Genomic DNA, 14,689 nt, shown 5'->3' on the forward strand with positions numbered 1-14,689 from the left:
AAGTATTAATGTAATGTTTACGAATCAAACGTTGTAGGTAAATAAAACGGTTCTTGCCCATCTTCAAAACACCCTTTTTTATGACATTTTTTGATTTCGTTGTGTCTAGCTCGATGCCTATCTTTGAGGAAACCAAAAACTAAATGGACCTTTTAAAGACCTTGGTCGTAGGTTGTGGCAATATGGGAACTTCCCATGCCCGTGCCTACCACACACTGGATGGATTTGAAATTGTGGGACTTGTGAGCCGTGGTGCCAAAAGCCGTGAACGATTGTCCAATGAATTGGGAGGGGTGCCCACCTTTTCCGATTACACTGAAGCCCTTGCAACCGCAAAACCTGATGTGGTTTCCATCAATACCTACCCCGACACCCATTTTGACTATGTAAAGCAAGCTTTGGAATCGGGTGCCCATGTGTTTGTGGAGAAACCGCTTGCCCTAACGGTCGAAGAGGCCCAAATTTTAGTGGATTTGGCCCATCAACTCGGAAAAAAAATGGTGGTGGGATATATTCTCAGGGTACACCCTACATGGACCAAGTTTGTACAAATGGCCCAGGGCTTGGGTAAACCCTTGGTCATGCGAATGAACCTCAATCAACAAAGTTCCGGCGAACAATGGCATACCCATAAACAGCTTATGCACTCCATGTCGCCCATTGTGGATTGTGGGGTCCATTATGTGGATGTCATGTGTTCCATGGTGCGTTCCAATCCCGTAAGCGTCTCTGCCATTGGGGCCCGATTGACGGAGGAAGTGGATAAAAACATGTACAACTATGGCCAGTTACAGGTCCGTTTTGAAGATGGCTCCGTAGGTTGGTACGAGGCTGGCTGGGGACCCATGATGAGTGAAACCGCTTTTTTTGTCAAAGATGTTATAGGCCCAAAAGGTTGTGTTTCCATCAATGATATGGATAAGGGAGAATCTGGTGACATTGAGGGCCATACCAAGACCGGAAGCTTAAAACTGCACCATAGCCAATTGGACAGTGATGGCCATTTTGTGAAAAATGATGAAATCATTGATACTGCCGATGAGCCCGACCATGATGGTCTCTGTCTTTTGGAACAGGAATACCTGCTCAATGCCATCCAAAATGATGTTGACCTCACCGACCACTTGAACGATGCCGTGAACAGTCTCAAAGTGGTATTGGCTGCGGATGAATCGGTAAAAACGGGAAAAACAGTAATCTTATAGTAAAAATGTCAGGTCGAGCGCAGTCGAGACCTCTTCCTTAAAACTTTGTTATGTTTGGTGTCAGGTCGAGCACAGTCGAGACCTCTTCCAAATATGAAACTTTATTACGTATATCTTCTTTTATGCGCCGATGGTTCAATCTACACGGGAATTACCGATGCCATTGACCGAAGGATTGCTGAACACCAAAACGGAATCAATAAGACAGCTTACACGTATCAAAGAAGACCTGTTCAACTTATCTTTCAACAAGAATTCAATGATGTGTTACAAGCCATCTTTTTTGAAAAGAAATTAAAAAAGTGGAGTGCTAAAAAGAAAATGGCGCTGGTAGAAGATAATTTGGACTTGCTTCAAATTTTGTCTGAATGTAGAAATGCAACACATTACAAGTACCGTCCTGACCATGATTAAGGTCTCGACTGCGCTCGACCTGACAGTTCCAAAAAGACTCTTGTCCTGAGGTTCCGTTGTATTGAAAAAATTCATCACAACGGAATGTTCCCATGTTTTTTTCGGGGCGGTTGCACCTGTTTCTTTTCCAACATGGCAAAGGCCTTCAACAATTTTCGTCGGGTGTCTTTTGGTAAAATGACCTCGTCAATGAATCCACGTTGTGCCGCGCGGTAGGGATTGGCAAATTTTTCGGCGTACTCTGCTTCCTTTTCCTTGAGTTTCGCCTCCGGGTCATCCGATGCAGCAATTTCACGCCTAAAGATAATCTCACTGGCCCCCTTGGCTCCCATTACAGCAATCTCGGCACTGGGCCAAGCAAAATTGAAATCGGCACCAATGTGTTTGGAGTTCATCACATCATAAGCCCCTCCATAGGCCTTTCGGGTAATGAGAGTGACTCTGGGCACCGTGGCCTCGCTCAAGGCATACAACAGTTTTGCCCCATGCATGATGATACCGCTCCACTCCTGATCGGTGCCCGGCAGGAATCCGGGAACATCCACCAAAACCAATAATGGAATATTGAAGGCATCACAAAAACGGGTGAAACGGGCTGCTTTCCGGGAACTTTTCACATCCAACACGCCAGCCAAGAACATGGGTTGATTGGCAATGACCCCCACACTTCTACCCCCTATTCGGGCAAAGCCTACAATAATATTTTCGGCATACTCCTTATGGATTTCGTAGAACGAATCGGCGTCAATAATGCCCTTGATGACCTCATGCATGTCATACGGTTTATTGGGATTGTCCGGCACAATGTGCGACAGTTCTTCCCGTACCTCATCCCCTAAAACGTAGTCCTGTAATTTTGGTGCCTCGGTGTTGTTCTGTGGCAAATACGCCAACAATTTTTTGATATCATCCAGACAAGTTGCATCATTGGAGGAGGTTTTATGGGCCACCCCAGACTTGGCCGCGTGGGTACTGGCACCCCCCAATTCTTCAGAGGTAACCTCTTCATTGGTCACCGTCTTGACCACGTTGGGCCCGGTAACGAACATATAACTCGTTTCCTCCACCATCACAATAAAATCGGTCATGGCAGGCGAATACACCGCACCACCCGCGCAGGGTCCCATCACTGCAGATATTTGGGGAATCACCCCTGATGCCTGCACGTTCCTGTAAAAAATATCGGCATAGCCTCCCAATGATCGCACACCCTCTTGGATTCTGGCTCCCCCAGAATCGTTCAACCCAATGATGGGCGCCCCGACCTTCATGGCCAAATCCATTACCTTACAGATTTTTTCGGCATGGGTTTCGGACAAGGCTCCCCCAAAAACGGTGAAATCTTGGGCATATACATATACCAACCTGCCATGTACGGTTCCATAACCGGTGACCACCCCATCGCCATAGTACTTTTCCTTCTCCATCCCAAAATCTGTGGTCCTATGGGTTACCAATGCGCCCATCTCTTCGAAGGAGCCTTCGTCCAACAAATAGTGGACACGTTCCCGGGCCGTGAGTTTCTTCTTTTCGTGCTGTTTTTCTATGCGTTTTTCACCTCCACCCAAATGAGCTTTGGCCAACTTTTCCTGAAGTGTTTTTATTTTCGGGTCCATGGATTCAATTTTTGGGCAGTTGAACTATTTTTTGGTCCTCCAGATAGCTGTGGAAAGCCACCAATGCAGCAACTTCCATCTCCTTGGCCTGTTGCTGTTTGACCATTTCCGGAGCATAGTGGGTCTTCACAAAGTGAGTATCAAAATCCCCGGAACGAAAGGCCTCATGGGAAAAGACAAAGCTTCCAAAGGGCAAAGTAGTCTCCACTCCCTTTATCTTGTACGCTTTGATGGCGTTGAGCATCAATTCAATGGCCTCCTCCCGAGTTTTCCCGTAGGCAATCAATTTGGAAAGCATGGGGTCATAAAAAATGGGAATATCCATTCCTTCCGTAAAACCATTATCCACCCGAATACCTTCACCAACAGGCAATTGATAGGTTTCCAAACGCCCAACGCTCGGCAAAAAATCATTCAAGGGGTCTTCGGCATATACCCGCAACTCCACCGCATGCCCTTGGATTTTAAGGTCTTCCTGTTTCATGGGCAGCTCCTCACCCTTGGCCACACGTATCTGCAGTTCCACTAAGTCCATCCCTGTAATCATTTCGGTAACCGGGTGCTCCACTTGCAAACGGGTGTTCATCTCCAAAAAATAGAAGTTGTGGTCGGCATCCATTAAAAATTCCACCGTTCCTGCCCCAACATAGTCGCACGCTTGGGCCACCTTGACCGCGGCCATGCCCATTTCGTCCCGAAGCTTGGGGGTTAAAATAGAGGATGGAGCTTCTTCCACCACCTTCTGGTGTCGGCGTTGCACACTGCATTCCCGTTCAAAAAAATGAAGGATGTTCCCGTGGGTATCGGCCATTATTTGGACTTCTATATGTCGGGGCGATGCCACATACTTTTCCACAAATACAGAGCCATCCCCAAACGCAGAAGTTGCCTCACTGATGGCGCGCCGCATGCCCGATTCCAAATCGCTTTCCTTTTCCACGATACGCATACCCTTACCCCCACCTCCGGCAGAGGCCTTGATCAAAATGGGATATCCCACTTCATTGGCAATCTCACGGGCGGTGGCCACATCGGTAATGGCCTCATCTATCCCAGGAACCATGGGTATACCGTACGCTTTGACAGCCTCCTTGGCGGCCAGCTTACTGCCCATCATACGAATGGCCTTTGATTTAGGGCCGATGAACACCAACCCGTTTTTTTCCACCGCTTCGGCAAAATCTGCGTTCTCACTCAAAAAGCCGTAGCCCGGGTGTATGCCATCAACATTTAACTTTTTGGCCACCTCTATGATTTTGTCTCCCCGCAAATACGATTGATTGGAAGGTGCCTCACCAATACAAACTGCTTCATCCGCCATTTGCACATGGGGTGCGTTCCGATCTACAGTTGAATAGACCGCCACGGTGTGTATGCCCATTTTCTTTGCGGTTTTCATCACCCGGACCGCAATTTCCCCTCTATTGGCAATCAATATTTTCTTCATGGTCTCCTATTCAAATTCTATAAGTAGCTGTTTTTTGTCGACCGCATCACCTTTTTTTACCCCAATTTTTTTGATGGTCCCACTCCTAGGCGAAGCAATGATATTTTCCATTTTCATGGCTTCCAAAATCAAGAGTTGATCGTCCTCTTCTACTTCCTGCCCCTCACTGACCAAGATGTCCAAAATCAGTCCTGGCATGGGTGCCATAATGGAGTCAATGCTTTTTTGTCCGTTGGAGGCAAAACCCATTGCTTTGATGAGCCCGTCCAAAGGGGTGTTTATGGATACTTGATGCTCGGTCCCATTCACGCTGACGGTATAGGTACGGGCATTGAATTGCGTCTCCACCATTTGAATATGATAGGAAGTGCCATCCTTCAGGAGATGGAATCCATTGGGGCCCGTTTTTATGATATCCAGGGAAGCAATATCCTCTTTTGACAGTTGAAATTCAGAAGTTCCATCAACCACAACGGTATACGGATTGTCCATAAATAGTGTTCCTATAGGTTAGTTTGATAAATATAAGATTAATGCACCAATCGGCATAAAGGCAGTTGGGTTATACAGTATCATCAACCACAAATCCCGTCAAATGTTTACTTTTGGGACTAAAATCTTCTTTATGCTGATTCTAGGGATTGCCGGTGGAACAGGTTGCGGAAAAACTACCGTGGTGAACCAGATTGTGGACCAACTACCCGCAAATGAGGTGGGTATCATCTCGCAGGATTCCTATTACAACGATTTGGCGCATTTGACCAAGGAAGAACGGAGCAAAATCAACTTTGACCATCCCAATTCCATAGATTTTGATCTATTGATTTCGCATTTGGAGCAATTGAAACAAGGGAAGACCGTAAATAAACCCGTGTATTCCTTTGTAGAGGAAACCCGTTTGGAGGAAACCATTCCCACTCCGCCCAGAAAAGTGATGATCGTTGAGGGTATCTTGGTACTTAGCAACCCTCAGCTACGGGATTTGTTCGACATCAAAATATTTGTACATGCCGATTCCGATGAACGATTGATCCGAAGATTGCAACGGGATATCCGGGAACGTGGACACGATTTGGAAAAAGTACTAACCCGTTACCAAACCGCGGTAAAGCCCATGCACGAGCAATTCATAGAGCCGTCAAAGGAATTTGCCGATATCATTATCCCCAACAACCATTACAATACGGTTGCGGTGGATATGGTTAGGACCATCATCAACAACAAACTGGTGTAGCACATGAAGTTAAAGGAACTGAGAAATAAAAGGTGGTTCAAGGTCATGACCAATATGTATGTGTTGGTGTTGACCATTTTTGTGATTTGGATGGCTTTTTTCGATACCAATTCTTTTTTGATACACTGGGAACTTCGTTCGGAAATCAAAAAACTGGAAAAACAGAAAGAGTTTCTAAAAGGGGAAATCGCCAAGGACAAGGAAATCTTGGAAAAAATGTCCAATCCGGGGGAAATGGAAAAATTTGCCCGGGAGAAATACTACATGAAAAAGGAGAATGAGGAAATTTTCCTCATTGAATATGAAGACAGCCTAAAAATCAAGGAAGATGAGTAATACAGGCCTATTCGAAGAATTTCCCGAGGTATCCGCCAAACAGTGGAAACAAAAAATCCAATTCGACCTGAAGGGAGCGGATTACAACGACACCTTGGTTTGGGAGTCCTTGGAAGGGATAGCGGTAAAACCTTTTTATCACGAAGAGGACCTGCAAAACACCGAATTCCGCCCAACTTCCGCTTCCCGGAAATGGCACATCGGGCAAACCATTTATGCAGGTGATTCTGCAAAGGCCAATGCGAAGGCATTGAACAGCTTGGAAAAAGGCGTTGAAAGTTTGGCGTTCACCATTCCAAATGAGCAGGTTGATTTTAAAACATTGCTCCATGACATTGATTTGGAAAGCGTACCATTACACTTTAATTTTCAGTATTTGGCGATAGAGCCCATCAAAAACCTTTTGGAAATTTTGAAGGGTAAAAATGCCAAGGCATACCTCAATATTGATTTAGTAGGGCATCTGTCCCGTGACGGAAATTGGTTCCATAACCTTGAAAAGGACCACGTCATTTTGGAAGAAATCCATGGACTTGCCACAACGCATGCATCAGTCAGCACTTTTGGCGTGGATATAGCGCTCTACCAAAATGCAGGGGCCAATAGCATTCAGCAATTGGCATACGGGTTGGCCCATGCCCATGAATACCTGAACCATTTCGGCACCCAGAATTCCTTTCCCATAGTATTCAAGGTTGCCATGGGAAGCAACTATTTCTTTGAAATAGCCAAGCTAAGGGCCCTACGCTGGCTTTGGGCCAGTCTAGCTTCTGAATATGGGATTGAAAGCGATTGCCACATCACGGCCATCCCCACTAAACGGAACAAAACCCTGTACGACTATAATGTGAATATGCTCCGTACTACCTCGGAAAGCATGTCGGCCATACTGGGCGGTGCCGATACCGTATGCAACCTTCCCTATGACGCCATTTACCATAAAGACAATGCATTTGCAGAACGAATTGCCCGCAATCAACTGTTATTGTTGAAGGAGGAAAGTTATTTTGAAGACGTTTCAGCCGTTGCCAATGGAGCCTACTTTATCGAAAGCATCACGGAGCAACTGGCAAAAAAGGCTTTGGCCCTCTTCAAACAAATTGAAAAATCCGGTGGGCTTTTAAGTGCGCTCAAAAAAGGGAGCATCCAACAAAAAATCAAGGAAAGCGCCGCAAAGGAACAGCAACTTTTCGATAAAGGTAAAATTGTGCTACTGGGCACCAATACCTATCAAAATTCACAAGATCGAATGAAAAAAGATCTGGAACTGTATCCCTTTGTAAAAACGCAGCCCAGAAAAACCTTGATAGAACCCATCATTGAAAAACGGTTGGCCGAGGCCTTGGAACAAAAAAGACTGGATGATGAGTAGAAAAGACCTTCAACATTTGGAGTTAAGCTCAGAGTTCGGAGTTCAGAGTTCAGAGCTTGGAAAAACCCATAATCCCAGCCACGTCAACTTTGCTGCGGGCATATCCCCTTTTCTTCGCGGCCCCTACTCCACCATGTATGTCCGTAGACCATGGACCATCCGTCAGTATGCCGGTTTTTCAACGGCAGAAGAGAGCAATGCCTTTTACAGAAGAAATTTGGAGGCGGGTCAAAAAGGTCTTTCCGTGGCCTTTGACCTTCCCACCCACCGGGGGTACGACTCAGACAATGAACGGGTGGTTGGAGATGTGGGCAAGGCCGGAGTAGCGATTGACTCGATCGAGGACATGAAAATCCTGTTCGACCAAATTCCCCTAGATCAAATGTCGGTATCCATGACCATGAACGGGGCCGTTATCCCTATCATGGCCTTTTATATTGCAGCGGCCGAGGAACAGGGCGTGTCCATGGAAAAGCTTTCCGGAACCATCCAAAACGACATTCTCAAGGAATTCATGGTGCGGAACACCTATATTTATCCGCCTACCCCTTCCATGCAAATCGTTGCGGACATTTTTGAGTTTACCAGTAAACATATGCCCCGTTTCAACAGTATTAGCATTTCCGGGTACCATATGCACGAAGCTGGAGCTCCTGCAGCCATGGAATTGGCCTATACCCTGTCCGATGGGATTGAATACATCCGGACGGGAATCAAGGCAGGATTGAAAATCGATGAATTTGCCCCCAGACTTTCTTTCTTTTGGGGCATTGGGATGAACCATTTTACCGAAATCGCCAAAATGCGTGCCGGTCGTATGCTATGGGCCAAATTGGTGAGCCCATTCCATCCCAAGAATGAAAAATCACTCATGCTCCGCACCCATTGCCAGACCAGCGGGTGGAGTTTGACCGAGCAAGACCCCTTCAACAACGTGGCACGGACCACCATTGAGGCCATGGCCGCGGTATTCGGCGGCACCCAGAGCCTTCATACCAATGCCTTGGATGAGGCCATTGCCCTACCGACCGATTTTTCGGCACGGATAGCCCGGAACACCCAAATCTACTTACAGCAAGAGACCCATATCACCAAAACGGTAGACCCTTGGGCCGGAAGTCATGTCGTTGAAAAATTGACCGAAGAGATTGCCGAGGAAGCCTGGAAGTTGATTCAAGAAGTGGAGCAACTGGGCGGCATGACCAAGGCCATTGAAGCTGGAATTCCCAAAAGGCGGATTGAAGAGGCCGCAGCCAAGAAACAAGCGCGAATCGATAGTGGACAGGATGTCATTATTGGCGTGAACAAGTATCAACTGGAAGATGAGGATGAGCTCCAAATTTTGGAGGTGGACAATGCCAAAGTACGCCAACAGCAAATGGAGCGACTGAAACGAATCAAATTGACACGGGATTCCAAGGCGGTTGAAAAAGCACTGGACAGCATTCAATTGGCAGCCAAAAAAGCCAGTCAGAACAATACTGACCGTGAAAATTTGTTAGCTTTAGCGGTACAAGCGGCCAAAGCACGTGCTACCTTGGGCGAAATCAGTGATGCCATGGAAAGTGCCTTTGGGCGCTACAAAGCAAAAATCCAATCCTTTACCGGCGTGTATTCCAAAGAGATCAAAAACGACGAAAGTTTTGCCAAGGCCCAGAAAATGGCCGATGAGTTTGCGGCACAAGAAGGTCGAAGACCTAGAATCATGGTGGCCAAAATGGGTCAGGATGGTCACGATCGTGGCGCAAAAGTGGTGGCGACCGGCTATGCCGACCTCGGTTTCGATGTGGACATTAGCCCCCTGTTCCAAACGCCTTCCGAAGTAGCCCAACAAGCCGTTGAAAATGATGTCCACGTATTGGGCATTTCTTCCTTGGCAGGTGGTCACAAGACCTTGGTACCCGAAGTGGTCAAGGAGCTAAAAAAACAGGGGCGGGAAGACATCATGGTCATTGTGGGTGGAGTCATCCCCAAACAGGATTACCAACACCTGTTGGACCACGGTGCCATAGCGGTATTTGGCCCTGGGACCAAAATTGGGGACACCGCCATTGAGATCTTAAAGATTTTGATGGGATAATCCCCCTTAATAATCTCATAAATATAACTTTAACTTTCTTTAACGCAGATTGGTATGGTTATTCACCCACTGTTAACAAAATACATTTTTTAGCATCTTAAATAATCGTATTTTTAGCACCTAACTTACTATGAAATGGGCAAGATTATTGCTATTGCAAACCAAAAGGGCGGTGTGGGCAAAACTACCACCACGGTAAACCTTGCGGCCTCCCTTGGTGTATTGGAAAAGAAAGTGTTATTGATTGATGCCGACCCCCAGGCAAATGCCACTTCAGGTCTTGGTATCGATGTGGACTCCGTGGAACATGGTACCTACCAGCTTTTGGAGCATACCATGCCCGTAGAGGATGTGATCATACAGACCGATTCCCCGAATGTGGACTTGGTGCCCGCGCACATCGATTTGGTGGCCATTGAAATAGAATTGGTGGACAAGGACAACAGGGAGTACATGTTGAAGGAAGCCCTCAAAAACTTGGGCGACCGCTATGATTTTGTTTTGATCGATTGTGCCCCCTCTTTGGGACTGCTGACGCTAAACGCACTTACCGCAGCAGATTCAGTCATGATTCCCATCCAATGTGAATACTTTGCACTGGAAGGCCTCGGAAAACTATTGAACACGGTAAAAAGTGTCCAGAAAATACATAACAACGATTTGGATATAGAAGGCATGTTATTGACCATGTACGATTCAAGGTTACGCCTATCCAACCAAGTCGTGGAAGAAGTGAAGAAACACTTCGCCGATATGGTCTTCGATACCATTATACAGCGAAATGTAAGGCTGAGTGAAGCGCCCAGTTATGGCGAGAGCATCATAAAATATGATGCCAGCAGCAAGGGTGCCTCAAATTATCTTAACTTGGCCCATGAAATTTTGAAGAAAAATAAGGAGAAAGTTTAAATGGCGAAAGCAACCAAAAAACAGGCTTTGGGTAGAGGCCTGTCCGCTCTATTGAAAGACCCCGAGAACGATATCCAATCGGTTGGGGACAAAAATGCGGACCAGGTCATAGGAAATGTAGTTGAGCTGGATATAGAATCCATTGAGGTAAACCCTTTCCAGCCACGATCCAATTTTAATGACGAGGCTTTGGAGGAGTTGGCCAGTTCCATTCGTGAATTGGGCATTATACAGCCTATTACGGTTCGGAAATTGGATTTCAACAAATTCCAGTTGGTTTCCGGGGAACGCCGTTTCCGTGCTTCCAAATTGGTTGGGCTCGAAACCATTCCTGCATACATACGCATTGCCAACGATCAAGAATCCTTGGAAATGGCCTTGGTGGAAAACATCCAACGCCAAGACTTGGACCCCATCGAGATTGCCCTCTCCTATCAGCGCCTTATTGACGAAATCCAGATTACCCAAGAGAAATTGAGTGACCGCGTGGGGAAAAAACGCTCCACCATCACCAATTATCTTCGCCTTTTAAAACTACATCCCATTATCCAGACCGGAATGCGGGATGGCTTTATCAGCATGGGACATGGAAGGGCCTTGATCAATATCGATAAGAAAAAAGAACAGATTGCCATATACGAGAAAGTGGTCTCCGATGGTCTTTCGGTAAGGGATACCGAGCAACTGGTAAAATCCCTTAAAAATCCGCAAAACGATTCGGGAGAAAAGAAACCAAAATCATCCAAGACAACCCCTGGATTTGTTTCCAAGGGTATGGACGAGCTCAAGGAATACCTTTCCACCAAGGTAGACGTTACCTCATCCCAAACCGGGAAGGGCAAGATTGTGATTCCCTTTCATTCCCAAGAGGAATTTCAGCGCATAAAAAAATTATTGACAGGTGAATAAAAACCTATTCTTCTTGTTGTTTTCCGTACTGTGCCTGTATTCTGGTTTTGCCCAAGAGGAAGGCGAAACGGATGATGCGGAACAACCCCATCCTTCCGAGATTGACTCCTTGGCCCAAAATCTGGAGGGCGCAGGAATCACGCTCGAGGAAGTCACCTACGAAAAGAAGAAAATCAATCCCCTTGCCCCCAGTAAAGCCGCATTCTATTCTGCCGTATTTCCGGGCTTGGGACAGATTTACAACAAACGGTATTGGAAAGCGCCCATTGTGTGGGGCGCCCTAGGGACCGCCATCTATACCTATTCGTTCAACAATACCGAATACAGAGGCGCGCGGGATGCCTTTAAAAGAAGGTTGGCCGGGTTCACGGATGACGAATTTTACGACATCAACGGGGATGGCGAAGGCCCTGACGTGTCTGACGAGGCCCTACAGGATGCGCAGGAACGCACCCAACGTAGCAGGGACCTTTCCTTGGTGATCACTATTGCCCTTTACGCCCTGAACATTATAGATGCCAACGTGGACGCGCACCTAAAGCAATATAATGTTGATGATGATCTTGCAGTTGATTTTAAACCCTATCTGGATATAAACCCCTTTACCCAGGAGCCAAATTATGGAATGGCCCTGGTCATTAAATTTTAAACTATGAACATTGCTCTCTTTGGTTATGGGAAAATGGGAAAAATGATTGAGCAAATTGCCCAAGACAGAGGACATACCATTGTTGCAAAGATAGATGTGGACACCAAGGAAATCCCTTATGACAACATGGATGTTGCCATAGATTTCAGTACGCCCGAAGCTGCATTCGAAAATATCACAGGCTGTTTTAAAAACGGTGTCCCTGTGATTTGTGGCACCACAGGTTGGCTATCCAACTACGAAAAGGCCATTGATATCTGCAACAAAAACCAAGGGGGATTTATCTATGCCTCTAATTTCAGCTTGGGCGTGAATATCTTTTTTGAGCTGAATGCCCATTTGGCCAAAATGATGTCCGGATTGGAACAGTACAATGTTTCCATGGAGGAAATCCATCACACCCAAAAGCTGGATGCCCCTAGTGGTACGGCCATTACTTTGGCAGAAGGCATCATTGCCAACACCAATTATGAGGATTGGAAACTGGACCAAACTGGGGAAGGTACCATTCCAATTACATCCAAACGGGAGGGAATGGTTCCTGGTACCCACAGCATATCCTATGATAGTGCGGTAGACTCCATAGAAATAAAACATACAGCCCACAATCGCGAAGGATTTGCTTTGGGAGCGGTCATTGCCGCAGAATGGATACAGGGCAAAACAGGTATCTTCACCATGAAAGATGTGTTAAACCTGTATTAAAAAACGTAACAACAATAAAGACATTAAGTCTTACAAAGAAACTTTTATATGAGCGGTACACAATGGATCATTTTTATATTGGTCATCCAAATCATCCATTTTTTGGGTACATGGAAACTTTATGTAAAAGCAGGACGTAAAGCATGGGAAGCTGCGGTTCCCGTATACAATGCCGTAGTTTTGATGAAGATCATCAACCGACCTTGGTGGTGGGTTTTGCTCTTGTTCATCCCCATTATCAATCTATTGATGTTTCCCGTGGTATGGGTAGAGACCATCCGTAGTTTTGGGAAAAATTCGCTGTTGGACACGTGGTTGGTGATACTGAGCCTTGGGTTCTACACTTACTACATCAATTATGCGGAAGACGTCAGCTATATTGAAGACCGAAGCCTTAAACCAAGAACCGGCCTTGGCGAGTGGGTAAGCTCCATAGTCTTTGCCATTGTGGCGGCCACTTTTGTACATACTTATTTTATTCAACCTTATGTTATTCCTACCGGCTCATTGGAGCGTACCTTGCGCATCGGTGATTTTCTGTTCGTGAGCAAGTTCCATTATGGAGCAAGGATTCCCATGACCACTTTGGCGGCCCCTATGGTGCATGACACACTTCCCGGCATGAAAAAGAGGTCCTATTTGGCCGATGTGAACCCAGAAACCTATAAAACTTCTTGGATCAACAAGCTGCAACTGCCCTACATGCGCATCCCTGGTTTTCAAAAGGTCAAGAAAAACGATATAGTGGTCTTTAGCTTGCCTTCAGATACACTCTACCAATTTTTTAAGGCCGAAAAAGCGGTAAAAAAGCCCATAGACAAAAAGTCCAACTATGTAAAACGATGTGTGGGCACCCCTGGGGATTCTTTGGAGGTCATCAATGGCTATGTCCATATCAATGGGAAAAGGCTTCAGCTATCCGATCGGGCCAAGCCCATGTACAATTACGACATTTATGCCCAGAACGGTGTATCCAGCAGACTATTGGAGGAAGTGGATGCCTCAGATTATCTGAGAACGTATATTTCGGGAAACCTCAACCAGAATCAATATAACGCCTTAGCTCCGTTTGTCCTTGGGGCCAATAGGACCCAAGATGGCAAAATAGAGCTCATTACTGAGGAAAAAGGGATTCCAACCGATGTTATCAGACAGCTCAGGTTATCCTTGACGGAAGAAAAACCACGGTCGCGCATTGCAAATCTAACCGATGAAATGGTAGTCCAACTCCGGGAAAACCCAGCCATAGATTCCGTGATCAAAACCGATGATGGAAAAGGGGTCTACATGGGTGCCTTTCCACAAAAACCCAACCTATACCCTTGGAACAATGATAATTTTGGACCCATTTACATTCCCAAAGCGGGAACTACTGTGGAAATCAACTCCAGGACCATCCCATTGTACAAAAAAATCATACGGGACTACGAGCATAACGACGTAAAGGTCTCTGGACAAAAGGTCTTCATCAATGGAGAAGAGGCCAACTCCTATACATTCAAGCAGGATTATTATTGGATGATGGGCGACAATAGGGACCATTCCGAGGACAGTAGGACCTGGGGCTATGTCCCGGAAGACCACATAGTGGGCAAACCTGTTTTTCTATGGATGAGTTTTGATAATTTCAAGGAAGGCATTGCCAATTGGAAACCACGTTGGGACCGTATTTTTACCACCGTAGGGGGGAGTGGGGAACCCATTTCTTACTTTAAATATTTTGTGGGCCTTATTGTAGTTTGGATCCTTTTCGATTTTATCAATAAACGCAGAAAGAAAAAGACAGAGTAACACACCCTGTCGCGTAAAACAC

Annotated in this window: 14 protein-coding genes; 11 read left to right on the forward strand and 3 right to left on the reverse strand. The window is 46.1% G+C overall.

The features are described 5' to 3' along the window. Nucleotides 1–143 precede the first annotated feature (143 nt). The gene (locus ACPD8L_RS06340; protein ID WP_116218142.1) at nt 144–1,205 is read left to right on the forward strand and encodes a Gfo/Idh/MocA family oxidoreductase; all 1,062 of its coding nucleotides are present in this window, start codon (nt 144–146) and stop codon (nt 1,203–1,205) included. A 93-nt stretch (nt 1,206–1,298) separates the two neighbouring features. Beyond that, on the forward strand, nt 1,299–1,619 hold the full coding sequence (locus tag ACPD8L_RS06345; protein ID WP_423942574.1) for a GIY-YIG nuclease family protein: 321 nt from the start codon (nt 1,299–1,301) through the stop codon (nt 1,617–1,619). A 74-nt stretch (nt 1,620–1,693) separates the two neighbouring features. Here the strand turns inward: ACPD8L_RS06345 and ACPD8L_RS06350 are convergent, their stop codons facing one another. From ACPD8L_RS06350 to ACPD8L_RS06360, 3 genes are read right to left on the reverse strand one after another with little or no spacing between them, the layout of a single operon-like run. Then, a complete protein-coding gene (locus ACPD8L_RS06350) occupies nt 1,694–3,235 on the reverse strand; it encodes an acyl-CoA carboxylase subunit beta (RefSeq protein ID WP_423942575.1) in 1,542 nt (513 codons plus the stop codon). A 4-nt stretch (nt 3,236–3,239) separates the two neighbouring features. Further along, complete coding sequence (gene accC, locus ACPD8L_RS06355; protein ID WP_423942576.1) at nt 3,240–4,682, reverse strand: acetyl-CoA carboxylase biotin carboxylase subunit; 1,443 nt, start codon at nt 4,680–4,682, stop codon at nt 3,240–3,242. A gap of 6 nt (nt 4,683–4,688) precedes the next feature. Next, on the reverse strand, nt 4,689–5,174 hold the full coding sequence (locus ACPD8L_RS06360) for an acyl-CoA carboxylase biotin carboxyl carrier protein subunit (protein WP_423942577.1): 486 nt from the start codon (nt 5,172–5,174) through the stop codon (nt 4,689–4,691). Nucleotides 5,175–5,307: 133 nt separating this feature from the next. On the opposite strand from ACPD8L_RS06360, the gene udk reads away from it, so the two are divergent. The 9 genes from udk (at nt 5,308) to lepB (ending at nt 14,667) form a co-directional block, all read left to right on the forward strand. Next, nucleotides 5,308–5,916 (forward strand): uridine kinase, encoded by a 609-nt coding sequence (gene udk, locus ACPD8L_RS06365; RefSeq protein ID WP_116218147.1) that lies wholly within the window; start codon nt 5,308–5,310, stop codon nt 5,914–5,916. Nucleotides 5,917–5,919: 3 nt separating this feature from the next. Further along, complete coding sequence (locus ACPD8L_RS06370; RefSeq protein WP_116218148.1) at nt 5,920–6,252, forward strand: FtsB family cell division protein; 333 nt, start codon at nt 5,920–5,922, stop codon at nt 6,250–6,252. Then, complete coding sequence (locus ACPD8L_RS06375) at nt 6,245–7,624, forward strand: methylmalonyl-CoA mutase subunit beta (protein ID WP_423942579.1); 1,380 nt, start codon at nt 6,245–6,247, stop codon at nt 7,622–7,624. Before ACPD8L_RS06370 ends, ACPD8L_RS06375 begins: the two co-directional genes overlap by 8 nt. Continuing rightward, on the forward strand, nt 7,617–9,704 hold the full coding sequence (gene scpA / locus ACPD8L_RS06380) for a methylmalonyl-CoA mutase (protein ID WP_423942978.1): 2,088 nt from the start codon (nt 7,617–7,619) through the stop codon (nt 9,702–9,704). The genes ACPD8L_RS06375 and scpA overlap by 8 nt, the downstream gene beginning before the upstream one ends. Nucleotides 9,705–9,839: 135 nt before the next feature. Continuing rightward, nucleotides 9,840–10,613, forward strand: coding sequence for a ParA family protein (locus tag ACPD8L_RS06385; RefSeq protein WP_116218151.1), 774 nt, complete (start codon nt 9,840–9,842; stop codon nt 10,611–10,613). Further along, complete coding sequence (locus ACPD8L_RS06390) at nt 10,614–11,522, forward strand: ParB/RepB/Spo0J family partition protein (protein ID WP_116218152.1); 909 nt, start codon at nt 10,614–10,616, stop codon at nt 11,520–11,522. Further along, nucleotides 11,515–12,171 (forward strand): DUF5683 domain-containing protein, encoded by a 657-nt coding sequence (locus tag ACPD8L_RS06395; protein ID WP_293301578.1) that lies wholly within the window; start codon nt 11,515–11,517, stop codon nt 12,169–12,171. Before ACPD8L_RS06390 ends, ACPD8L_RS06395 begins: the two co-directional genes overlap by 8 nt. 3 nt (nt 12,172–12,174) lie before the next feature. Next, on the forward strand, nt 12,175–12,876 hold the full coding sequence (gene dapB, locus ACPD8L_RS06400) for a 4-hydroxy-tetrahydrodipicolinate reductase (RefSeq protein ID WP_423942582.1): 702 nt from the start codon (nt 12,175–12,177) through the stop codon (nt 12,874–12,876). Nucleotides 12,877–12,924: 48 nt separating this feature from the next. After that, nucleotides 12,925–14,667: a signal peptidase I gene (lepB, locus tag ACPD8L_RS06405; protein ID WP_423942584.1), complete on the forward strand. Its 1,743-nt coding sequence runs from the start codon at nt 12,925–12,927 to the stop codon at nt 14,665–14,667. Nucleotides 14,668–14,689: the final 22 nt, after the last annotated feature.

It is taken from the genome of Flagellimonas algicida (assembly GCF_049629585.1).
Lineage (GTDB): Bacteria > Bacteroidota > Bacteroidia > Flavobacteriales > Flavobacteriaceae > Flagellimonas.

Bases quoted from the DNA above. Each gene is read 5' to 3' on its own strand.
- ACPD8L_RS06340 (WP_116218142.1), top strand. From the start codon at position 144: ATGGACCTTTTAAAGACCTTGGTCGTAGGTTGTGGCAATATGGGAACT.
- ACPD8L_RS06345 (WP_423942574.1), top strand. From the start codon at position 1,299: ATGAAACTTTATTACGTATATCTTCTTTTATGCGCCGATGGTTCAATC.
- ACPD8L_RS06350 (WP_423942575.1), bottom strand. From the start codon at position 3,235: ATGGACCCGAAAATAAAAACACTTCAGGAAAAGTTGGCCAAAGCTCAT.
- accC (WP_423942576.1), bottom strand. From the start codon at position 4,682: ATGAAGAAAATATTGATTGCCAATAGAGGGGAAATTGCGGTCCGGGTG.
- ACPD8L_RS06360 (WP_423942577.1), bottom strand. From the start codon at position 5,174: ATGGACAATCCGTATACCGTTGTGGTTGATGGAACTTCTGAATTTCAA.
- udk (WP_116218147.1), top strand. From the start codon at position 5,308: ATGCTGATTCTAGGGATTGCCGGTGGAACAGGTTGCGGAAAAACTACC.
- ACPD8L_RS06370 (WP_116218148.1), top strand. From the start codon at position 5,920: ATGAAGTTAAAGGAACTGAGAAATAAAAGGTGGTTCAAGGTCATGACC.
- ACPD8L_RS06375 (WP_423942579.1), top strand. From the start codon at position 6,245: ATGAGTAATACAGGCCTATTCGAAGAATTTCCCGAGGTATCCGCCAAA.
- scpA (WP_423942978.1), top strand. From the start codon at position 7,617: ATGAGTAGAAAAGACCTTCAACATTTGGAGTTAAGCTCAGAGTTCGGA.
- ACPD8L_RS06385 (WP_116218151.1), top strand. From the start codon at position 9,840: ATGGGCAAGATTATTGCTATTGCAAACCAAAAGGGCGGTGTGGGCAAA.
- ACPD8L_RS06390 (WP_116218152.1), top strand. From the start codon at position 10,614: ATGGCGAAAGCAACCAAAAAACAGGCTTTGGGTAGAGGCCTGTCCGCT.
- dapB (WP_423942582.1), top strand. From the start codon at position 12,175: ATGAACATTGCTCTCTTTGGTTATGGGAAAATGGGAAAAATGATTGAG.
- lepB (WP_423942584.1), top strand. From the start codon at position 12,925: ATGAGCGGTACACAATGGATCATTTTTATATTGGTCATCCAAATCATC.